Source organism: Streptosporangium sp. NPDC001681 (assembly GCF_040298085.1).
Lineage (GTDB): Bacteria > Actinomycetota > Actinomycetes > Streptosporangiales > Streptosporangiaceae > Streptosporangium.
On record NZ_JBEOZN010000037.1, the window covers coordinates 1 to 20269 of the forward strand.

Here is a 20269-nt window from a genome sequence, read left to right on the forward strand (position 1 = left end):
GGTGCCCCAGGCGGTGGCCATGGCCTCGACCAGGAGCAGGCCGCGTCCGCCGTCGCTGTCGAAGTCGGCCGCGCGGACGAAGGGGAGGCTGGTCGCCGAGCCGTCGTCGATGACCTCGGCGTGGATCATGCCGCCGCCCAGGCCCAGGCAGACCGTGATCGATCCTGCTGCGGTCCGTCCGGAGTCGGAGTGGACGACGGAGTTCGTCACGATCTCGCTGAGCAGGAGCACCACGGTGTCGAGGGCGGAGTCGTCGACTCTGCCGGTGAGCAGGTCTCTTGCCCAGGCGCGGACCGTCGCGACCGAACAGGCCAAGCCCGCGAACTCGGCGTGCCCCAGCGGGTGCAGTACGGCCCAGCGTCCCGTGCTCGCTCGCCTGCGTTCGTAGCGGCAGGTCGCCTGCGGGTACGCGTTCATGCGATCGCCGCCGAGATGATGACGTCGGCGGCGTTGTCGGCCCCGGCCCAGACCCCTTCGCCCGGCCGCCACACCCTGGCCCACCAGGGCCGCCAGACGAACACCCAGCCGCAGGCGCGACGGATGACGGCGATCCGGACCCGGGTCTCGCCCCCGGACATGATCTCCAGGATCGGCTGCCCCACCTGGGGAAGCACCAGCGAGGTGCTCACCCCCAGACCCCGCAGGTCCCACCCCAGCCGCACCAGGTGAATGAACTGCTCTTGTGGATCACGTGCGCTCATGACACTGACCTCCTGCCGTAAGCCACTGCTCGACGGATTACGTTCCGTAGTCACCCTGTACCGTTACAGTCAAACTCGCAATGCCAGCCTTTGGCATTCTCTGATTGAGGTTTCAATGTCTGGTTCGCTCGGATGCCCTACGATCGCAACCGGCCACAAGGAGACACAGCCATGACCACCAGCAGGCAGAGCCCCACTGTTCGGCGTCGTCGCCTCTCGGGTGAGTTGCGACGCCTGCGAGAAGCAGCGAACATGACCGCGGACTCGGTCGCCGAGCGGTTGGAATGGTCACGGGGCAAACTCAGCCGGATCGAAACCGCCCAGTGGCAGCGGCCGAATCCCCGTGACGTCCGCGATCTGCTCGACGTCTACGGTGTTGTCGATCCCGGGCAGCGCGAAGCAATGATCACGCTTGCCAAGGAGTCTCGCCAGCGCGGTTGGTGGACCGCCTACAAGGACGTGTTGGCCGGTAGCTACATCGATCTCGAAGCTGAAGCCTCAACCATCTCCACCTTCGAACCTCTCGTGATCCCCGGCCTGCTGCAGACTCCCGCGTATGCGGCGGAGATCACTCGTGCGGCACTGGTACGTGACCCCGCCGAAGTCGAACGGCGCGTCAGGTTGAGAATGGAACGGCAGAAACTCCTCACCCAAAAGGACTCCCCACGTTTCTGGGTCGTCATCGACGAAGCCGCCCTGGTCCGTCCCTTGAGCTCACCGCCTGTCTTCCGCGAGCAGCTTCAGCGACTCATCGACACCGAACCCTTGGAACACGTCACCATCCAGGTCCTCCCACTCACCGCCGGCCTGCACGCGGGCATGGCTGGTCAATTCGTCATCATGGAATTCCCCGAGGACCCGAAGATCGTCTATGTGGAGACCGGCACTGATGGCCTCTACCTGGAAAAGCCGGAAGAGCTTGCCCGCTATACACTGGTTTTCCAGCATTTGTGCGCAACGGCGCTTGCCCCTGATGCATCCCTCATCTACCTGTCCGGCATGCTCGACACGTTGAAGTGAGGCACCCTCATGGACTTCTCCCAGGTCACCTGGCAAAAGAGTTCACGCAGTCAGGGAACGACAGACAACTGCGTTGAAGTCGCTTTCATTCCGGGCTCGGTCGCTGTCCGGGACTCCAAGGATCCTGGCGGAGCCACACTTGTCTTCTCGTCGGGTGACTGGACCGCCTTCCTCGGCCGCATCAAGACTGGAGACTTCGACACACGTCCCTGATCGCGTGAGTCAGAGAAGGCTCCTGAGAGGCGAGGAACGCAGGTGCCCCATGACTGATCTGGCGAGCGCCGTCTGGTACAAGAGCAGCCTGAGTGGAAGCAGCAACAACTGCGTCGAGGTGGCCCACGTAGACAACCAGCACCTTGTCCGTGACTCCAAGAATCCTGGCGGCGCCGTACTTTCCTTCTTGTCAGGTGACTGGGCTGCCTTCCTTGGCCGTGTCAAGACTGGAGACTTCGACACGCGTCCCTGATCGCGTGATGAGCTGATCTTCTCACCTGATGGGTGGCGAACCTTCGGCGAAGGTGTCAAGGACGGTGAATTCGACACACGTCCCTGATCATGTGACAGGTCGGAGAAGGTTTCCTGAGAGGTGAGGGGCGCAGGCGCCCCGTGGACGGCCTCGCCGCCGTTTTCACCTCTGATCTCATGCGCGCGGTCGAGACCGTTTGCTTGGCGTTCGCCGACATCGATGTCCCATCCACAAGCCGGTCCTCAGCGCCCTCCAAGCAGGTTCCTAGCGCCGATCCATAGCCTCATCCTCGACCCTCGCGCCCGAAACCACCGGGCATCCGAGCAACGACGAGGAGAGAGATCTTGACGGAGACCGGGAACGACCCGATGACCGCTGACGAGCGGATCGACAGGTGCCGGCGAGAGGGATCGACCACGCTGGACCTGTCCAGGCTCGACCTGGACACGGTGCCGGAACTTCTCGGCGATCTCACCCATCTGACCAACCTCTACCTGTATGACAACCGGCTGACCGCTCTGCCCGAGTCAGTGGGGAACCTCACCGCCCTCACCAACCTCTCCCTGGGCGGTAACCAGTTGACCGCTCTGCCCGAGTCACTGGGCAACCTCACCGCCCTCACCAACCTCTCCCTGTATGACAACCGGCTGACCGCTCTACCCGAGTCACTGGGCAACCTCACCGCCCTCACCAACCTCTCCCTGTATGACAACCGGCTGACCGCTCTACCCGAGTCAGTGGGGAACCTCACCGCCCTCACCGAGCTCTATCTGCATAACAACCGGCTGACCGTTCTACCTGACTCAGTGGGAAACCTCACCGAGCTCTACTGGCTCTACCTGCATGACAACCAGTTGACCGCTCTGCCTGAGTCACTGGGCAACCTCACCGCCCTCGAATGGCTCTACCTGCATGACAACCAGTTGACCGTTCTGCCTGAGTCGCTGGGCAACCTCACCGCCCTCACCGAGCTCAGTGTGGGCAGTAACCGGCTGACTGTTCTGCCCGAGTCGGTAGGCAGCCTCACCGCCCTCACCGACCTCTACCTGGTCGATAACCAGTTGACCGTTCTGCCCGAGTCGCTGGGCAACCTCACCGCCCTCACCGACCTCTCCCTAGGCGGTAACCAGTTGACCGCTCTACCTGAGTCGCTGGGCAACCTCACCGCCCTCACCGAGCTCAGTGTGGGCAGTAACCGGCTGACTGTTCTGCCTGAGTCAGTGGGCAACCTCACCGCCCTCACCGACCTCTACCTGGTCGATAACCAGTTGACCGTTCTGCCCGAGTCGCTGGGCAACCTCACCGCCCTCACCGAGCTCAGTGTGAGCGATAACCCGCTGACCGATCTGCCCGATTGGCTGGGCGACCTTCCCGCCCTCAGCGAGAGCACCAGGCTCCTACTGAGTGTCTTCTATGAGGAGCGTTGGGGTTGGTGGGGTCAGAAAATTCCACCGGCCCCACCAGGCCACGGCTCTACTGAAGATGTATTCGGGGGATGATCGTGGGGCCGCTTGCGAAGGCGGGGACGAGTGAGGCATGACACCACAACGGCTTTCACCCCTCTGGTGACCCCGCCGGCCAACCCGCGGCATACGAGCGACCTGTTCGTGATGTGACCCGTTGGGTCCTGGCGGCATGCGATGCACAGCAACGGTCTTCTGACGGCGCGCACCGGAGACCGGGACACCAGGGGTTTCAGCCGCAGGGGCTCATGACGACGGCGAAGCCCTTGAGCAGGCCGACAGCGCCGAGAAGAAGCGCGAGAGCGGTCACTCCCCAGGTGACGTCCTTGCGCGCCTGGTGTTGGGTGAGACCGGTGGCGGCCTCCCACCCGGCCAGCAGGGCGATGAACACCGCGACACCGCCCAGACCGATCCCCGCAAAGTCGGTGTGGTTGCAGGTGGACTCCCCGTTGACCGTCAGGGTGACGGTCGTGCCCACGCGCACGACGACGGCGAGTAGACCTACGACGAGGGCGGCCCGGGACTTGGCGGATGCTATGCGAAGGTTCATGATCAAAATCTATTGACGCCCACTTGGAGAGGACTTGTAAACGGTTAGCAACGCTCCGCAGGCGGAATACCGGGGCATTGAGGTGGCGTCAGGAGCGAGTGGGTGTGATGTCTTGAACCTCTGGAACCGGTGGGTTCGGGCGGACAGTACATGTGTGTGGAGACGACTATGCGCGCCCGGGTGCGCGCCGGAGATCCGGACGCCTTCAGCCAGCTGTTCGACGACCACGCGCGCTCGGTCTACAACCACGCCTTCCGGCTGACCGGCGACTGGTCGGTCGCCGAGGACGTGGTGTCGGTGACCTTCCTGGAGGCATGGCGGCTGCGGGGCAGGGTCGACGCGGAGGGCGGTTCGCTGCGGCCCTGGCTGCTGGGCGTCGCGACCAACGTCGCCCGTAACGTCAACCGCGCCTTGCGGCGGCACGAGGGAGCACTGGCCAGGCTGCCTCCGGGCGGGGTGGTGCCGGACATCGCCGAGGAGGTGGCGGGGCGCGTCGACGACGACGAGTTGCTGGCTTCGGTCCGGGTCGCGCTGGGCACACTGCGCAGGTCCGAGCGGGAGGTGATCGCGCTGTGCGTGTGGGCCGGGCTCGGGTACACCGAGGCGGCGGAGGCACTCGGCGTACCGGTGGGCACGGTCCGCTCCCGGCTCTCCCGGGCGAGGAAGAGGTTGCGGAAGCTCGCCGTGGACGCTGTGAAGAGCAGCCGGGAACCATCACGTTTCGGGCGGACGGCCGGGAGAGCACGGGAAGCGCGGTGGCGGCCAGAACACGCGGACCCGGGACACACGGGCTCGGAACACACGGGCTCGGAACACACGGGCTCGGAACACACGGGCTCGGGGCAGGCCGTCGGAGACGCACGGCGCCCCATGCGGATGGCCGGGGAGACTCGGGAACCGCGGTCGCGGCCCGGACAGGTAGATGGTGACCGCGACAACGCGGTCCGGTCCGTTCAGGAGAGAGCCCTATGAATGCCGCCAGGCCCCAGCCTGACCCCGGTCAGATCGAGGAGCTGGCCCGGCTGCTGCCGGTCCCGGTGGAGCGGGACCTTCCGGCGGGCCGTCGCCGACTGCTCAAGGAGTTCGTGATGCAGGAGATCCAGCAGGACACCAGGCCGCGGGAGCGGGTAGGCCGTCGCCTGCTGCGGCGTCCGGCCTTCCTCGTCCCCGCCCTGGCCGCCGCCGCGGCACTTGCGGTGGCCGTACCGGTGTTCGTCTCCGTGGGGACCCCGGCCTACGCCGTGGCGCAGAACCCCGACGGCACGATCTCGATCGAGATCAACGAGATCAGGGATCCCAAGAAGCTGGAGGCCGACCTCAACGCACTCGGTTTCAGAGCCGTCGTGGACTACGTCCCTCAGGGAAAGCAGTGCGAGGATCCGCGCAGCGACAACCTCCTGCCACGCGAGGAGACCTATGAGCCCGCCGACGGCAGGCCGCTGGTCCTCATCAACAAGGAAAACCCCTCCGGGCTGGGCTTCGTCTTCGACCCGGGCGCCCTCGAAGAGGGGCAGACCGCGGTTCTGGAATTCAACATCGGCGAGCCCACCGTGAGCATATGGGCGCGGATCTCGGACGGACCGGTGAAGCCGTGCGTCCTGGTCGACACCACCGGACACTCTGTCGGCCCCTCGGAGTTGCCCAGCCCGCAGAGCGGGTGAGTCGTTCGAGCTCATCCAGGCCCGACAAATCGCCGTGGGCGGACTCTTGCTCAGCGCGCGAGTGCGGCGTCAGCGTGCGAACGCGGCCAGGCCAGGACGGGCGCTCGTGCAAGGTTCCCTTGAAGCTACGGCTCGGCGGCGGGCAGCGTCGGACGGTCGGCCGGGTAGAGGCTGACGAGATCACCTACGCCGCCGCCGTGGCGACCACACAGCTCAACACCCACGCCCGCCCCTGGGCCTGGGGACGCCCGCCCCCGAGCCTCGTCAGCGCCGACGTCGTTTTGTCCACCTGCTTTGCGGAACGGAGCACCAGTAGGCCAAGCTGCAATCCAACCTGCTCGATTCGCCGTGCTTGATCAGCACGCCGACGCCCAGGATCCGTGGTGTCAGGCGCACGCTCACACTCATCGCGGCACCCGCTTCAGGTGCCCGAACCACCGGGGACGGCGAGATCACCTTCGACGTACTGAGCGCGGCCGTGGGCGAACGACCAATCCTGAGGGCCGTTCTCGACGATGCCGATGAAGACATCCTCGCCGGCAACACCGACGTACTCCAGGCTGTCGGCGATGGTGCGGAACAGCTCCTGCTTGACCTCGGTGGCGCGGCCTGCCTGGGTGAAGATCTGGATCATCACCACGCCGGAGCTGCGGTCGAAACCGAGCCCGGCGTCCAGGGCGATCAGGTGGTCGGCATCGTGCTCGGTGATGATCTGAAACCGGTCGCGCTCGGGGATGTGCAGCACCTTCACAATCGCCTCGTGTGTCGCGTCGGCGATCGCCTTGATCTCGTCCGATCGACGTCCACGGACCATGTCAATCCGCACTAGTGGCATTGTTTGCGCCCCTTTCAGGCGATTAGCGGCCTAGGCTCGTGTGCATCTCAGCGCCAATGATCGATAGAGATGGAGCCCATCTCCGGAAGAGATGAGACCCGTGACCCCGTATCCCTGCCTACCCGTCGTCGCACTGAATCCGTACGGTCTCGGGCATGACCGCGCCTTGGGTAGGCCCACAGTCGGTCTGGCGGACATCCGCGTCGCCCAGGGCTAGAGCCGGCCGGCAAGCCGAGCGAGTGCCTGCTCAGCAGGCTCACTCCGCGCCTCGCGGTGTCCCGTTCCGGCCCACAGGTGGATCAGCCGGGTGTCTCCGGCCGCGGTGGCCGCCTTGCGCAGCGGGCCGGTGAGGTGGTGCAGGGCGGGGTAGCCGGCGGGGGCGATCGCGTCGAAGCGGTCGGTGAAGTGGTTGCGCAGGGCGCGGGCTGGCCGCCCCGTGAAGGCGCGCGTGACGATGGTCGTCTCGAAGGCGGGGTCCACGAGAGCCGTCTTGTGCGGCGCCGATGCTCCGCTCTCGTCCGTACGCAGTAGGAGGGTGCCGACCATAACCGCTTCCGCACCGGCATGCAGCGCGGCCGCCACATCGGCCGGGGTGGCGATTCCGCCGGTGGCGATGACCGGCAAGGTGACGGCGTCACGCACTTGGCCTACCAGCTCGGGCAGCGGCACGGGCGTGAGCGGTCGCTCGGGGGTGAGCGTGGCCGAGTGCCCGCCGGCCGTGGCCGCCTGCACGATCAGTGCGTCGACTCCGAACTCCGCCGCCCGGCGTGCCTCGTCGGTCGAGGTGACGTTCTGCAGGACGGTGGTGCCGGCCCGGCGCAGGGCACCGACGACCGCGCGGTCGGGGATACCGAAGGTGAAGGACACCCAGGGGACGGGACTCGCGGTCAGCAGGTCGACCTTGTCCGTCCACTGATCGTCGTCCTCCACCGGGTCCCCGTCGGTGAGCTTCAGCCCGTACGGCTCGGCCTCGGGCTGCACCGCCTGGGCGTAACCCCGGTACGCCTCGGCGGAGATGGGGACCGGGTTGGGGACGAACAGGTTGACGCCGAACGGCACTCCGTCCGCCCGTACGGTGTGGATCTGCCCGGCCAGCGCCTGCGCGGTCTTGTACCCGCCGGCGAGAAAGCCCAGGCCGCCGACGCGCGCGGCCGCCGTGACGAGTGCGGGTGTGCTCGGTCCGCCGGCCATCGGCGCGGCGAGGACCGGGAGGTCGATTCCGAGATCGGACAGCAGTCTGCTCATGACGACTCCTCCTCTGGTACGGGTGTCAGGCCGTCGAGACGACGGGAGCGAGGTGGTGCGGAAAGCGGATGCAGACGGCGGCGGCCGCGACTCCGGCGATTGCCACCATGGTGCTGCCCAGCAGGAGGGCCTGGTGGTAGCCGTGACGCAGCAGGGGTGCGGCCAGCAGCGGGCCGAGGATCTGGCCGGCGCTGTATCCGGCGGTCAGCAGGGCCACGGCGCGCGGCACTTGCAGATGAGTGCCGATCGACAGGGCGATCGTGCTGACGCCCATGAATGTGGCGCCGAACAGCACGGCGGAGACCAGCGCCGGGGCAGCGCCACCGAGCAAAGCCGGCAGCGCGATGCCGACAGCCTGGATGCTCAGCGAGGTGAGCAGTAGCGCCGGTCGCGACCAGCGGCATGCCAGGCGAGTCCACAGGGCGCAGGAGGGCAGGACGGCGAGTCCGACCACGATCCAGGCGCCGCTGCCGAGTCGGCCCTGGACGCCTTGCTGGATCGCCGCGACCAGGAAGGTGCCGGCGATGATGTAGCCGATGCCCTCGAAGGTGTAGCTGGCGAACAGGGCGATGAACCAGCGGTGGGTGCGGGGTCGTTCGGCCGGACCGGCGGCTTTGGCGGCCGCTGTTTCCGGTTCGGGCGTGAGGGGCCAGGCGACGGCCGCGAGCAGGGCCGCGAGCGCGGCACAGGTCCACCAGGCAGCCTGCCAGGTGGACGTCGTCTGCACGACCACCACCAGCAGGCCGGACAGGGCGATTCCGGCGCCGACACCACCGAAGGCCCATCCGACCATGTGGTGTGCGTGCGCCTGCAGGCGGGAGAGCATGGCGCTGACGGCGATCACGAACACCAGCGCGCTGGCGGTGCCGGCCACCAGTCGCAGCGCGAACCAGGCGGTGCCGTCGTGCGTGGCCGGTATGAGCGCCAGTGTCGCGACCATGACGGCCAGCGAGCCGCGCAAGGTCGCGGCCGAGCGTACGACGGCCGGGACGGCGATGCCGACGAGGGCGCCCGCGAGGTAGCCGATGAAGTTCGCGGTGGCCAGGCTCGCCCCGAGCCCCGAGGACAGACCTGCCTGGGCGTGCATGAGCGGCAGGATGGGGGTGTACACGAACCGGCCGATCCCCATACCCGCGGCAAGCGCTGCCGCGGCCTGGGCCGCGATCGTCCAGGAGGACTCCCTGCGCGGGCGGGTGGGGGCTGTTGGTCGTGCCACTTCTGGCGTCATGATCACTTTCCCTCGGCGTTCAGCGGCCACCACCCACGCTAGACAGCCCGCGAACGCTTGTGAAATGCCGGTTAAGCTGCTGCTATGCACGGCAGGCATGGATCCGGGGAGAAGGCACGATGAGCATGGACGTCGAGCTCCGGCACCTGCGGGCCTTCACGTCTGTGGCACGACACCGGTCCTTCTCCCGGGCAGCCGAGGAACTGCTGATCACACAGCCGGCTCTGAGCCGTACGATCGCGCAGTTGGAGGGCAACCTGAACGTCCGCCTCCTCGACCGCTCCTCCCGGCACGTCGAGCTGACGGCCACCGGCGCCGAGTTCCTCCTCCACGCCGAGCGTGTCCTCTCCACCCTCGACCAGGCCCTGGCCGTCGTGCGCCACAAGGTCACCCTCCGGCTCGGCTTCAGCTGGCTGCTGCCCGACCCCTGGGCCCAGCAGGCGGTGAGCCACTTCGAGCAGAACACCGGAGCCTCGGTCACCCTGACCCGCACCGACGATCCCCTTCAGGCTCTGCGGCAGCGCGCCGTCGACATCGCCCTGGTCCGCGGCGACTTCGACCCGCCGAGGGCAGCGCGCACCGTGCACCTGTACGACGAACCGCGCATCGCCGTCTGCTCCGAGCACTGCGATCTGGTCCGTCTCAGCCACCTGGGCTGGGCGGACGTCCAGCACTGGCCCCTGGTCGTCAACACGGTCAGCGGCACCACCGGCCCCTGGTCCTGGTCCGTGGACCAGCGCCCGGAGCAGATCATCGAGACGGCCAACTACGACGAATGGCTTGAGACGGTGGCCGCCAACCGTGGCATCGGCATCGTCCCCGAGGTGGCGCAGCGCCGCACGCAGCACCCCGCCCTCCGTTTCATTCCGCTCACCGAGGCGCCGCCCAGCCCGGTCAGCCTTGTCTATCTGCCCGACGCTCGACGGGCCCTGGTCCGCCGGTTCCTGGACGCCGCGGTAAGGGCGGAGCACGAGTGAGCCGACGTCCCGGGCGGGATGATCAGCATCCATGTCTGCCGGACACGGATGCATCACGACAGGCATGTCACGCGCGTGCGTGAGGTTCTTATCCTCGGCGGCGTGAACGAAGCGATCGAGACGACTCGGCGAGGACGGCGATGACGACAGCAGGGCTGCTGCCCCGAGCCCATGCCGATCTGGGACGGCCGGCCGTTGGGGCACAACGAGTCTGCCTGGTAGAGCGGGGAGGAGTTGTGCCGTCACGCCCTGGGCAACACACGCCGATGTTTCGAGGCGCTACGCGCTGATCCACGCTCACGGGCGGATCACGAACGTCAACATCGCCTACGCGGCGACCTCGCGACTCATCGTCATACCTGACAGGGCACACGACGACACCCCCGGCCCGGAGGGTTCCGGGCCGGGGGTGTCGTGGGTGCCTGGGGTACCGGTCTCCGGGCTCCCGGGGTTTCCCTCGTGTGAGTCGGCCACCCCGGCCACGGGGTGGACCGGTTACCGGACGCCCCGCCTGCCGTACAGGCTCACCGCCAGGAGGACGCCGACGGCGGCCAGGGCGACCTGGATGATGAGTTCGATCCAGTCGATGCCCGCTGTGGTGGCGACGCCGAGCGCTCCGGCGATCGCGGTGCCGATGAGGGCGGCGACGATACCGATGACGATGGTCAGCCAGATCGGGATGGCCTGCTTGCCGGGCACGACGAGCCGACCCAGGGCACCGATGATGGCGCCGATGACGATGGCGGTGATGATGCCGGTGACTGTCATGTTCCACGCTCCTGTCTGCTCAGCTGCCAGGCGTATGCCCTGGGAAAGAAGAACAACACATAACGGAGTGACCCGAATTACTGGCCGTCGGTCACGGTCCTGTCTTGAAGTGGTCGTATACGGGTTCCGGCCCGGCTCTCATCACCCGGGAGCCCCGGTGTCAGGAGACCCGGTCGACGGGCTTTCCCGGCGTTTCCACAGCCGTGTCGCCGGCGGGGACGGCGGGAGTGCCGGGGGTGGCGGGGGTGGCGCCGCTCAGCAGGGAGCGGACGAGCCCGAGGCCGGTGCCGCCGAGGGTGAGAGCCTTGGCGAGCATCTCCTCGACACCCTGGGCGCCGTTGAGGACGACCATGTGGTCGACGTTGCCGAAGGACTTCGCCCCCGCCTCGACGATCTGCGGCCAGTTCTCGGCGAGCTGCTGGGCGATGACCGCCTCCTGGTTGTCGGCGAGGGCCTCGGAACGGGCCCGGATCGCGTCGGCCTCGGCCAGGCCCCTCGCCTTGGCCGCCTCGGCCTCCGCGAGTCCCTGGGCCCTGGAAGCCTCCGCGGCGGCCAGGCCGGTGGCCTTGGTCGCGTCGGCGGCGGCGAGACCGCGCAGCCGCACGGACTCCGCCTCGGCCGCGGCGGCCTGCTTGACCTGCGACGCCTGCGCGGCGGCGCGGAGTTCGGTCTCGCGGGCCTCGGCCTCGGCCTGGGCGATGCGGGCGTCGCGCTCGGCCTGGGAGGCCGTCACCGTCTCGTACGCCCTGGCGTCGGCGGGCTTGCGGACCTGGGCCTGGAGTCGTTGCTCGGCCAGCGCCGCCTCAAGCTCGGCGGCGCGGGTCTCCTGGACGACGACCTCCTGGCGGGCGGACGCCTCAGAGAGCGGCCCCGCCTGGCGGGACCTGGCCAGGGCCTCGTCGATCTCGGCCTGGTAGGCGGCCTGCTTGATCTGGGAGTCGCGCCAGGCCGCGGCCTTGTTGGCGGCGGCGACCTGCTCGGCCTCGGTGGCCTCCTGGTCACGCTGGGCCTCGGCGATACGCGCCGAGGCGGCGATCCTGGCGGCGTGCGGCTTGCCGAGGTTGGTGATGTAGCCCGTCTCGTCCTCGATCTCCTGGATCTGCAGGGAGTCGACGATCAGTCCAAGCTTGATCATCTCGTCGGCGGCCGAGGCGCGGGTCTCACCGGTCAGCCGCTCGCGGTTGAGGATGAGGTCCTCGACCGTCAGGTTGCCGATGATCGACCGCAGGTGGCCGGTGAACAGCTCGTGGATGGCGCCGTTCATCGAGTCCTGCTGGTCCAGGAAGCGGCGGGCGGAGTTGGCGATCGAGTGCAGGTCGTCGCCGACCTTGTAGATCACGACGCCGCGGACCACCACCGGGATGCCCTGCTGGGTGACGCAGGAGACCTGGAGGTTGGCGGCCCGGCTGTCCAGGCGCAGGCGGCGCGCGGTCTGGAATCCGGGGAGCACGGAGGTGCCCTTACCTGTAATGATCTTGAATCCGAGGCTGTCGGCCTCCTCGCTCCTGCCCCGGGCCCCGAGCCCGGAGATGATCAGCGCCTCGTTGGGTTCGGCCACCCGCCAGATGGCCTTGAACAGCAGGACGATGACGAGAAGGGCGACGAGGACGACGCCCCCGATGACGAAGTACTCCGTAGGCATCGCGGCCTCCACGGTGGGGGATGAGAGGACTGTCAGCCGAGCGCTCGGGAGACGTAGACGGTGCGCGGCGGGAAGAAGTCGACGATCACGACGATCGAACCGACGGTGATCTCCTCGTCGGGAACCGTGGGATGCGCGTAGAACGCCTCGACGCCACCCCGAACCACCACCATCACCTCCCCGACCAGGCCGGGGCCGATCTTTCCGGTGACCCTGCCCTCTTTACCGACCACGCGATACTCCCCGAATCAGCCGTCAGGGGGAAAAACGAATGCGCGCCTCGCTCCGCCACGCACCATGCCGCGGCATGAGCTCGTCCGGACTTCCACCGTTAATCCCCGTGCTTCACTTTATAGAGGTAACGAGCCAACATTCCATAACGTTCCGGCTTATCCTGAAAATTCATACGGCAAGCTCCCCGCTCATCCGCGCAGCCTCCCGTCCCGCGAAATCCGAGGTCAGCGGCAAAAAGGCACGAAGCAGCGGAGAACCATGCGGAGCGGTGCGTCCCGGTGCGCACCAGGACGCCCCAGGCGCGGCCCCCTTTCCGCGGGCCGGATAAGTCAGCGTGCCGTCGCCGCCCGCTCCTCCTTTCAATTCCCGGCGACCATGACATGACTCTCATGCAGTAGATATCATGACAGCGCGCTAATGGCATGGGTAAAAAGTTCCCGAAAACGCAGCGCGGCGACCGCGGCGATCCATTCACATCGTGATGATCGCCCCATGACCGATCCTGATGAGATCAATCCACGTAAGGCCCTGGAACTCGGCATGGACCGGCCCATCTCCCGCCGGGACTTCTTCGACGGGATGATCGCGGCCACGGGGATCGCGGCGGCGTGCTCGCTGCCCGGAATCGGCGGATGGAACGCCTCCCCGGCCGAGGGCGCGGAAGAGGTGCCCCGCCTCGCCGGCGCGGAAGACCTGGAGCTCTCGCCCGACACCTCCTACCCGCCGTCCCTCACCGGGCTGCGCGGCGACACCGCGGAGGCGCTGAGCGTGCCGCACGCCCTTCGCGACCAGCGCTTCTGGCCGTACGCGGGCACGCCGGAGCCCACCGGCGAGCACTATGAGCTGGTCGTGGTGGGCGCGGGGATCAGCGGTCTCAGCGCGGCCCACCGGTGGCTGGAGCGCGACCCCGGCGCGCGGATCCTGATCCTGGACAACCATGACGACATCGGCGGGCACGCCCTGCGCAACGAGTTCCACCCGAGGACCAGGAGGGGGCCGCTGGTCTCGTACGGCGGGTCACGGTCGATCATCAACCCGGCGGCGTGGACCTCCGAGGGGAAGGACCTGCTCGCCAAGCTGGACATCCGCCCCGAGAGGCTCGCCAGGGAGCGGAGACTCTACGCGGACCTGGGGATGCACGACAGCGTCTTCTGCGACCGGGAGACCTTCCCCGCCGAGAGGCTGGTCGTGTTCACCCCCGGCCGGGGGGCACCGCGGTGGATCGCCGAACTGCCGGTCGCGGAGCAGGCCAGAAAGGACCTGCTCATGCTGTACGGCGACCCACCGGACTGGTTTCCCGGCCTGTCCGGCGAAGAGAAACAGGAGCGGCTGGCCAGGCTCACCTACTCGGGCTTCCTCGCCGAGGTCTGCGGGGTCCACCCGGATGTGCTGAAGTTCGTCCAGACCATGCCGAGTGACGAGTGGGCCTACGGCTCCGACGCCTTCGGCGCGATCGACGCCTGGGCCTGCGCCGACGAGCACCGGTACCCCGGGTTCCGGGGGCTCGGGCTCGACGCCTCCAAGCCGTCCAGGTACAACTCCCCGACTGTGATCAAGGAGTGGGACACGGACGAGCCGCGCGCCTACCGCTTCCCCGAGGGCAACCAGGCGATCGTCCGGATGATGGCCGCCCGGATGATCCCCGGCTTCGCCACGGCCGCCGACATGGCGGGGATCACCACCGCGAGTTTCGACTACGGCGTGCTCGACCGGCCGGGCAACCGGGTCCGGATACGCCTGTCCAGCCCGGTGGTCTCGGCGGTCAACGACGGCCGGCCCGAAGTGGCCACCGGCGCCACGGTCGGCTACTTCGACGGCGAGCGGGTGCGGACCGTGCGGGCCGGAAGCGTGATCATGGCCTGCTGGAACTCGATGATCCCCTACCTGGTCGGCGACCTGCCGCCCGCGCAGCGGGCGGCGCTGTACCGGGCGGTCAAGGTGCCCCTGCTGTACGCGACGGTCCAGCTCCGTGACTGGCGTGCCTGGCAGGAGGCCGGGATCAGGCGCGCCAGGTTCACCGGCGCCCGCTGGTGCGTGGCCGAGCTCGACGACCCGGCCGACGTCGGCGGCTACCGGTGCCCGAGGACACCCGCCGAGCCGATCGCGGTGCACATGGTCAGCACGCCCGTCACGCCCGGCGTGTCACCCGCGCACGGCTCGATCGCCGGTCGGTACGCCCTGATCGAGACGCCGTACGGGCATCTGGAGTACAGCATCCGCGACCAGCTCACCCGGTTGCTCGGCCCGGGAGGCTTCGACGCGGCCCGCGACATCGAGGCGATCACGGTCAACCGGTGGGGGCACGGCCACACACCTGAGTACGCCACCCCGTGGGATCTCGACTTCTACCCCGACGGGCAGCCACCGGCGGCCGTCGCCCGCCGGCCGCACGGCCGGATCGCGATCGCCAACTCCGACTCCGTGCCCGCCGCCCGCGCCGACGCGGCCGTCACCGCCGCCTACCGCGCGGTCGCGGAGCTACAGCGCTGACCGGGTCAGCCGGGCTTTCTCAGCCTGGTGAAGGCCCAGCTCATCCTCGGCTCGACCGCCCAGCGGGTGACGCGCCGCACCGGTTCCGTGCACAGCAGGGCGGCGAGCCCGACCCCGAGAAGCGCCACGACCGTCACCCCCGGCAGGGTCTGGGCCCACTCTCCGTAGAACCGCTCGGCGACCTTCACCACCAGGCCGTGCAGAAGGTAGGCGTACATCGTCGCCGCGCCGAGCCCCGAGTACCAGGTGCGCCTGGCCGGGGTGACCGCCAGAAACGCCGCGACGAGCAGCGCCCCGGTGGCCAGCATGCCCAGGCGGATCAGGCTGCCGGTGAGGTCGTCGACGCCGATCGCGTCGTTGGCGTGCCGCCACCGGATCCACTCGGTCTTCACCAGGGTGTGCGTGGCGAGCGCCAGGACGCCGCCACCGACCAGCACGATCGCCCCCGCGGCCCGTACCCACCGCCGCCTGAGCCACTCGAAGTGCTCAGGACGGAGCATCAGCCCGAGCACGTAGAACGGGAGCAGGCCGAGGGTCCGGTTCATCGACAGCTCGTCGGGAAGCCTGCTCATCCCGGACAGCAGCGACAGCCCGACCGCGACCGTCAGCGGCCACCGCAGCTGCTGCCAAACCGGGGTGGACAACCGCCACAGGAAGAGCGACATCAGGAACCAGGTCAGGTAGTACGGGTCGAGGAGGCTGATGTCGAGCTTGCCGTACAGGACGAGACGAGGCAGCGAGTAGAGCAGCTCGAAGATCACATACGGGACGGCGAGCGTGCTGATCAGTTTGCGCGCCTTGCCGGAGGAGAAGGTGAAGTTCCGCGACAGGTAGCCGCTGAGCACGATGAACAGCGGCATGTGGAACGTGTACACGTAGAAGTAGGCCGCGTGCGCGACCGGCACTTCTCGCAGGTCCTCGATCAGGTGGCCCGAGACGACCAGGGTGATCGCCAGGAACTTGGCGTTGTCGAAGAACGGGTCCCTGCCCGCGGCGGGCGGGAGAACGGCCCGCAGCGGGGTTGCGACACTCACAGCCCCGGACCGTAACCGGACCCGCCCAACGTCCGGCGAACAGCCGGTGACAGCCGGGGAAATCCCCGCCGACCCCGCCCGGCGGGGATGCGGCTACCCGACGGCGGCGGCGCTGGCGTCCCAGAGCGCGCGGGCCAGCGCGGGGTCGGCCATTCTCCTGGGGACGGCCGCCGGGGCGCTTTTGGCGAAGTAGCGGCCCGGGTGGGCGGCGCCGTCCGGGTGGGTGGCGAGGTGGACCATGGTGCTCGCGCCCTCCTCGACGGTCTGGCCCATCCCGGGGATGTTCTTCACCATCCACATCATCAGCGTGGCCGGGGCGAACTCGGTCTTGATCACACCGGGGTGGAAGCAGGTCGCGGTCACCCCGGTGCCCGCGAGGCGCCGGGCCAGCTCCACCGTGAAGAGGGCACCCGCCTGCTTGGAGTCCCCGTACTGAAGCCAGCCGCTCCAGCGCCGCCGCTCGCGGTCGAGATCGGACGGATCGAGGCGCCCGGTCTTGCCCGCCCGGGAGGAGGTGGTGATCACACGCTCCCCGACCCGCTCCAGCAGCAGGTTCGTCAGCAGGAAGGGGGCAAGGTGGTTGACCTGGATCATCGTCTCGTGGCCGTCGCGGGTGAGCGTGCGCTCGGCGGTCATGACACCCGCGTTGTTGACGAGAATGTCAATCCGCTCGTAACGGGAGAGCAGCTCGGCCCCCAGCCTGCGCACATCGTCCAAGGAGGTGTAATCGCAGGTGAACGTATCCGGGACCGTTCCCGAGACCGCCGTTACCCTTTCCGCCACGCGAGCTGTCTTACCGGGATTACGGCCGACCAGAACAACACGCTGCCCGCGCCTCGCGAGCTCTACCGCCGCTGCCTCACCAATTCCGGCACTAGCCCCGGTAATCACACTAATCATCCGATCCTCCACTGCGCAGAAAGCCTATTCGGTGCTAGTCTCCTATGCGATCTTCCGGAGGCCTATCCACCCCTAAGCCGGCACGAGCCTCCACACGCTCAGAGGTTGGGACGAGTGGACATGGGCTCTAGAAACCGCTCGATTCGGTTCAAGATTTTCTTGCTGTTGCTCCTGCCGCTGCTGTCGCTGAGCGCGTTGTGGGGCTTCGTGCTCAATCTGACCGTCGGTGACGGGATCACGCTGCTGAACGCGAACAGCATCTACCAGTCGGTGGGTGTCACCTCCACTGATCTGGGACTACAGCTTCAGGCGGAGCGGACGCAGTCGTCGGTGGCGATCAGTTCCCGGGTCCTCACGAGCGGGATGGGGGAGCAGCGCTCCCGGACCGACCGGGCGGTCGAGGCGTTCAGGAAGGCCACCGCCTCCGAGGATTCCGGCAGCCCGGAACTGCGTAGCTCGCTGAGCGCGCTGCTCAGCCAGCTCGACCGGCTTCCGAACATCCGGTCGGGTGTCGACAGCGGACAGCAGGCACGGCTGAGCGTGCTGTCGAGCTACAACCGGATTCTCGACGCGGTCTTCCTGGTGTACGACCAGATGACCGCGGTGCCCGATCTGTCGATCTCCCATCAGGCCACGGCCATGCAGGGCATGGGCAACGCCTATGAGATGTTCGCCAGGGAGAACGCGCTGATCAGCGGGGCTCTGATCGACTACCGGCTGTCGGAGGAGGAGCGCAAGGCCTTCGGCGAGTACGTCACCACCCGGAAGTTCCTGCACACCAAGGGTGTGGCCTCGCTCGACCCCGAGCTGGGCGCGACCTACCGCGACACCTTCAAGTCCGCGGCCTTCGAGAGGTTCACGGACCTGGAGAAGGCCATCGTCGGATCGACCGGCAACCGGCTGACCCCCGAGGCGGCCAGGTGGAAGGCGACCGCGAACGAGATGTCGGCCTGGCTGGACAAGGTCAACCTCGCCGCCTCCAAGAAGCTGGCGGAGCGGGCCCAGACGGCGGCCACCGGCATCCTGCTCCGGATCGTGATCGCCGGTGGCGTCGGCCTGATCGCGGTGGTCGCGTCGATCATCTTCTCGGTCCGCTTCGGCCGCCGCCTGGCCGCCGAGCTCGCCGGGCTCCGTTCGGCCGCCCTGGAGCTGGCGGACGTGCGGCTCCCCCACGTCGTGGACCGCCTGCGGCGCGGCGAGGAGGTCGACGTGCGGGCCGAGGCGCCGCCGATCCAGGCGGGCGGCTCGACCGAGGTGCACGACGTGGCCCACGCGTTCAGCTCGGTGCAGCGGACCGCGGTCGAGGCCGCCGTCGGCCAGGCCAACCTGAGGCGTGGCGTCAGCCAGGTCTTCGTGAACCTGGCCCGGCGCAAGCAGAGCCTGCTCCACCGCCAGCTCACCCTGCTCGACAGCATGCAGCACCGGGCGAGTGACCCCGACAGCCTTGAGGACCTGTTCCGGCTGGATCACCTGACCACCCGTATGCGGCGGCACGCCGAGGGCCTGATCATCCTGTCCGGCGCGGCACCCGGCCGGTCCTGGCGCAAACCGGTGCCGGTGGTCGACGTCCTGCGAGCCGCGATCGCCGAGGTCGAGGACTACACCCGGGTCAACGTGATGCCGGTGGCCGACATCTCGCTCGACGGGGCCGCGGTCGCCGACATCACCCACCTGGTGGCCGAACTGATCGAGAACGCCACGATCTACTCCCCGCCGCAGACCATGGTGACCGTGCGCGGCGACGTGGTGGCCAACGGGTTCGCCGTCGAGGTCGAGGACCGCGGCCTGGGCCTGAGCCCGATGGAGTACGCGGCCATCAACGAGCGGCTGGCCAACCCGCCGGAGTTCGACCTGGCCGACAGCGACCGGCTGGGCCTGTTCGTGGTGGGCCAGCTCGCCTCCCGGCACAACATCCAGGTCATCCTGCGCGGCTCGCCGTTCGGCGGCACCACGGCCATCGTGCTCATCCCCCGTACGGTGATCGCCCAGCAGGGCTCGCCGCTCGCCCTCACCGTGGAGCAGACGTCCTCCACCACCGAACGCGCCGCCGAGCGTCCGGGAGAGCTGTTCGACTCCCCCTCGCATGACACGTTCTCACCCTCCGCCAACGGCAACGGTCTGCCCCGCAGGACGAGGCCGGCCTCCCCTGCCCAGTCCACCGCCGCGCCCTCTCTCAGCGTGGTGACCGACCTGCCGGCCCGTCCCCAGCCCGCTGGGCAGGAGGGACGTCCGGGCGGGACCGCGGACCAGGAGACCGGCTGGGCCCATGCCCTCTTCACCGCGTCGCCCGAGGGGGCACCGCAGGGGACCCGTGAGACCCGGCGGACGCCCGAGCTCGGCAATGACGCTCCGACACGTAAGACGGCCCCACAGCCCCCCACGGGGCCGGGTGGCCTGCCCCGCCGGATCCGGCAGGCGAACTTGGCGCCTCAACTCCGCCAGGAGCCCGAGGCGACGGAGCCCGCCCAGCCGGAGCCAAGGGCGGAACCGTGCGAGGAGCGTTCGCCCGATGAGGTCCGCGCGTTGTTCTCCGCCTTCCAGGCGGGTGCGCGGCGCGGACGCGAGGAGCAGGACGATGACTTCGCACACCACACGACAGGCGACAAGGGGGACAAATGACCGGAAAATTGACCAACACCGGCGAGCTGAACTGGCTCCTCGACGACCTGACCACCAGGGTGGGCGCGGTGCGCCAGGCGGTGCTCCTCTCCACCGACGGACTGGCCGTCGGCTTCTCGAAGGGGCTCAACCGCGAGGACGCCGAACATCTGTCCGCGGTCGCAGCCGGGTTCCAGAGCCTGGCACGCGGCGCGGGACGCCATTTCGGCGGTGGTGAGGTGCGCCAGACCATCGTGGAGATGGAGTCGGCGTTCCTGTTCGTCACCGCCGCCGGACAGGGCACCTGCCTGGCCGTGCTGAGCAGCTCCGACGCCGATGTGGGTCACATCGCGTACGAGATGGCGATGCTGGTCAAGCGGGTGGGCCAGCATATCTCCACCAGTCCGCGCCAGGGTCTCTCGTGAGCGGGGGAGCGGGTGGCGGCGCCATCCATGGA

Annotated in this window: 21 protein-coding genes; 10 read left to right on the forward strand and 11 right to left on the reverse strand. The window is 68.3% G+C overall.

From position 1 onward, the window contains the following. Nucleotides 1-417: ATP-binding protein (locus tag ABT130_RS18565; RefSeq protein WP_350956843.1), on the reverse strand; the 417-nt coding region annotated here is incomplete at its 3' end. Beyond that, on the reverse strand, nucleotides 414-701 hold the full coding sequence (locus ABT130_RS18570) for a hypothetical protein (RefSeq protein WP_350956845.1): 288 nt from the start codon (nucleotides 699-701) through the stop codon (nucleotides 414-416). The genes ABT130_RS18565 and ABT130_RS18570, both read right to left, overlap by 4 nt. 171 nt (nucleotides 702-872) lie before the next feature. Here ABT130_RS18570 and ABT130_RS18575 point away from each other — a divergent pair, with 171 nt between their 5' ends. The 4 genes from ABT130_RS18575 (at nucleotide 873) to ABT130_RS18590 (ending at nucleotide 3686) form a co-directional block, all read left to right on the forward strand. Beyond that, nucleotides 873-1721 carry a helix-turn-helix domain-containing protein gene (locus tag ABT130_RS18575; RefSeq protein WP_350956847.1) on the forward strand — a complete coding sequence of 283 codons (849 nt, stop codon included), beginning with the start codon at nucleotides 873-875 and terminating at the stop codon, nucleotides 1719-1721. A gap of 9 nt (nucleotides 1722-1730) precedes the next feature. Beyond that, nucleotides 1731-1934: a DUF397 domain-containing protein gene (locus tag ABT130_RS18580; RefSeq protein WP_350956849.1), complete on the forward strand. Its 204-nt coding sequence runs from the start codon at nucleotides 1731-1733 to the stop codon at nucleotides 1932-1934. A 49-nt stretch (nucleotides 1935-1983) separates the two neighbouring features. Continuing rightward, the gene (locus ABT130_RS18585) at nucleotides 1984-2187 is read left to right on the forward strand and encodes a DUF397 domain-containing protein (RefSeq protein ID WP_350956851.1); all 204 of its coding nucleotides are present in this window, start codon (nucleotides 1984-1986) and stop codon (nucleotides 2185-2187) included. Nucleotides 2188-2531: 344 nt separating this feature from the next. Continuing rightward, on the forward strand, nucleotides 2532-3686 hold the full coding sequence (locus ABT130_RS18590) for a leucine-rich repeat domain-containing protein (RefSeq protein WP_350956853.1): 1155 nt from the start codon (nucleotides 2532-2534) through the stop codon (nucleotides 3684-3686). Nucleotides 3687-3882: 196 nt separating this feature from the next. Here ABT130_RS18590 and ABT130_RS18595 read toward each other — a convergent pair whose 3' ends face one another. Continuing rightward, the gene (locus ABT130_RS18595; RefSeq protein WP_350956855.1) at nucleotides 3883-4200 is read right to left on the reverse strand and encodes a hypothetical protein; all 318 of its coding nucleotides are present in this window, start codon (nucleotides 4198-4200) and stop codon (nucleotides 3883-3885) included. A gap of 168 nt (nucleotides 4201-4368) precedes the next feature. On the opposite strand from ABT130_RS18595, the gene ABT130_RS18600 reads away from it, so the two are divergent. Beyond that, complete coding sequence (locus tag ABT130_RS18600; RefSeq protein WP_350956856.1) at nucleotides 4369-5172, forward strand: RNA polymerase sigma factor; 804 nt, start codon at nucleotides 4369-4371, stop codon at nucleotides 5170-5172. Next, the gene (locus ABT130_RS18605) at nucleotides 5169-5861 is read left to right on the forward strand and encodes a hypothetical protein (RefSeq protein WP_350956858.1); all 693 of its coding nucleotides are present in this window, start codon (nucleotides 5169-5171) and stop codon (nucleotides 5859-5861) included. The genes ABT130_RS18600 and ABT130_RS18605 overlap by 4 nt, the downstream gene beginning before the upstream one ends. A 421-nt stretch (nucleotides 5862-6282) precedes the next feature. On the opposite strand, the gene ABT130_RS18610 is transcribed toward ABT130_RS18605, so the two are convergent. The 3 genes from ABT130_RS18610 to ABT130_RS18620 form a co-directional block, all read right to left on the reverse strand. Then, entirely contained in the window at nucleotides 6283-6687 is a 405-nt protein-coding gene (locus ABT130_RS18610) for a tautomerase family protein (protein ID WP_350956860.1), read from the reverse strand. Nucleotides 6688-6909: 222 nt separating this feature from the next. Continuing rightward, the gene (locus ABT130_RS18615) at nucleotides 6910-7941 is read right to left on the reverse strand and encodes an NAD(P)H-dependent flavin oxidoreductase (protein WP_350956862.1); all 1032 of its coding nucleotides are present in this window, start codon (nucleotides 7939-7941) and stop codon (nucleotides 6910-6912) included. 25 nt (nucleotides 7942-7966) lie between these two features. Continuing rightward, complete coding sequence (locus tag ABT130_RS18620) at nucleotides 7967-9169, reverse strand: YbfB/YjiJ family MFS transporter (RefSeq protein WP_350956864.1); 1203 nt, start codon at nucleotides 9167-9169, stop codon at nucleotides 7967-7969. Between the two features lie 119 nt (nucleotides 9170-9288). Here ABT130_RS18620 and ABT130_RS18625 point away from each other — a divergent pair, with 119 nt between their 5' ends. After that, nucleotides 9289-10146 (forward strand): LysR family transcriptional regulator, encoded by an 858-nt coding sequence (locus ABT130_RS18625; RefSeq protein WP_350956865.1) that lies wholly within the window; start codon nucleotides 9289-9291, stop codon nucleotides 10144-10146. A 495-nt stretch (nucleotides 10147-10641) separates the two neighbouring features. Here the strand turns inward: ABT130_RS18625 and ABT130_RS18630 are convergent, their stop codons facing one another. From ABT130_RS18630 to ABT130_RS18640, 3 genes are all read right to left on the reverse strand, one after another. Next, complete coding sequence (locus ABT130_RS18630; RefSeq protein ID WP_350923046.1) at nucleotides 10642-10914, reverse strand: GlsB/YeaQ/YmgE family stress response membrane protein; 273 nt, start codon at nucleotides 10912-10914, stop codon at nucleotides 10642-10644. Nucleotides 10915-11074: 160 nt separating this feature from the next. After that, entirely contained in the window at nucleotides 11075-12556 is a 1482-nt protein-coding gene (locus ABT130_RS18635) for an SPFH domain-containing protein (protein WP_350923048.1), read from the reverse strand. A gap of 32 nt (nucleotides 12557-12588) precedes the next feature. Further along, nucleotides 12589-12789 carry an NfeD C-terminal domain-containing protein gene (locus ABT130_RS18640; protein ID WP_030916074.1) on the reverse strand — a complete coding sequence of 67 codons (201 nt, stop codon included), beginning with the start codon at nucleotides 12787-12789 and terminating at the stop codon, nucleotides 12589-12591. A gap of 493 nt (nucleotides 12790-13282) precedes the next feature. Between ABT130_RS18640 and ABT130_RS18645 the strand changes: the two genes are divergently transcribed. Then, nucleotides 13283-15280 carry a flavin monoamine oxidase family protein gene (locus tag ABT130_RS18645; RefSeq protein WP_350956867.1) on the forward strand — a complete coding sequence of 666 codons (1998 nt, stop codon included), beginning with the start codon at nucleotides 13283-13285 and terminating at the stop codon, nucleotides 15278-15280. A 5-nt stretch (nucleotides 15281-15285) separates the two neighbouring features. Here the strand turns inward: ABT130_RS18645 and ABT130_RS18650 are convergent, their stop codons facing one another. Both ABT130_RS18650 and ABT130_RS18655 read right to left on the reverse strand, forming a co-directional pair. After that, nucleotides 15286-16314 (reverse strand): acyltransferase family protein, encoded by a 1029-nt coding sequence (locus ABT130_RS18650; RefSeq protein ID WP_350956869.1) that lies wholly within the window; start codon nucleotides 16312-16314, stop codon nucleotides 15286-15288. Nucleotides 16315-16407: 93 nt separating this feature from the next. Continuing rightward, nucleotides 16408-17214, reverse strand: a complete 807-nt coding sequence (locus tag ABT130_RS18655) for an SDR family NAD(P)-dependent oxidoreductase (protein ID WP_350923055.1) — start codon at nucleotides 17212-17214, stop codon at nucleotides 16408-16410. 159 nt (nucleotides 17215-17373) lie between these two features. Here ABT130_RS18655 and ABT130_RS18660 point away from each other — a divergent pair, with 159 nt between their 5' ends. Further along, nucleotides 17374-19833 (forward strand): sensor histidine kinase, encoded by a 2460-nt coding sequence (locus tag ABT130_RS18660; RefSeq protein ID WP_350956871.1) that lies wholly within the window; start codon nucleotides 17374-17376, stop codon nucleotides 19831-19833. Then, the gene (locus ABT130_RS18665) at nucleotides 19830-20237 is read left to right on the forward strand and encodes a roadblock/LC7 domain-containing protein (protein ID WP_350956873.1); all 408 of its coding nucleotides are present in this window, start codon (nucleotides 19830-19832) and stop codon (nucleotides 20235-20237) included. The genes ABT130_RS18660 and ABT130_RS18665 overlap by 4 nt, the downstream gene beginning before the upstream one ends. Nucleotides 20238-20269 lie beyond the last annotated feature (32 nt).

Coding starts and splice junctions, on each gene's coding strand:
- ABT130_RS18570 (WP_350956845.1), bottom strand. CDS start 701: ATGAGCGCACGTGATCCACAAGAGCAGTTCATTCACCTGGTGCGGCTG.
- ABT130_RS18575 (WP_350956847.1), top strand. CDS start 873: ATGACCACCAGCAGGCAGAGCCCCACTGTTCGGCGTCGTCGCCTCTCG.
- ABT130_RS18580 (WP_350956849.1), top strand. CDS start 1,731: ATGGACTTCTCCCAGGTCACCTGGCAAAAGAGTTCACGCAGTCAGGGA.
- ABT130_RS18585 (WP_350956851.1), top strand. CDS start 1,984: ATGACTGATCTGGCGAGCGCCGTCTGGTACAAGAGCAGCCTGAGTGGA.
- ABT130_RS18595 (WP_350956855.1), bottom strand. CDS start 4,200: ATGAACCTTCGCATAGCATCCGCCAAGTCCCGGGCCGCCCTCGTCGTA.
- ABT130_RS18600 (WP_350956856.1), top strand. CDS start 4,369: ATGCGCGCCCGGGTGCGCGCCGGAGATCCGGACGCCTTCAGCCAGCTG.
- ABT130_RS18605 (WP_350956858.1), top strand. CDS start 5,169: ATGAATGCCGCCAGGCCCCAGCCTGACCCCGGTCAGATCGAGGAGCTG.
- ABT130_RS18615 (WP_350956862.1), bottom strand. CDS start 7,941: ATGAGCAGACTGCTGTCCGATCTCGGAATCGACCTCCCGGTCCTCGCC.
- ABT130_RS18620 (WP_350956864.1), bottom strand. CDS start 9,169: ATGACGCCAGAAGTGGCACGACCAACAGCCCCCACCCGCCCGCGCAGG.
- ABT130_RS18625 (WP_350956865.1), top strand. CDS start 9,289: ATGAGCATGGACGTCGAGCTCCGGCACCTGCGGGCCTTCACGTCTGTG.
- ABT130_RS18630 (WP_350923046.1), bottom strand. CDS start 10,914: ATGACAGTCACCGGCATCATCACCGCCATCGTCATCGGCGCCATCATC.
- ABT130_RS18635 (WP_350923048.1), bottom strand. CDS start 12,556: ATGCCTACGGAGTACTTCGTCATCGGGGGCGTCGTCCTCGTCGCCCTT.
- ABT130_RS18645 (WP_350956867.1), top strand. CDS start 13,283: ATGACCGATCCTGATGAGATCAATCCACGTAAGGCCCTGGAACTCGGC.
- ABT130_RS18655 (WP_350923055.1), bottom strand. CDS start 17,214: ATGATTAGTGTGATTACCGGGGCTAGTGCCGGAATTGGTGAGGCAGCG.
- ABT130_RS18665 (WP_350956873.1), top strand. CDS start 19,830: ATGACCGGAAAATTGACCAACACCGGCGAGCTGAACTGGCTCCTCGAC.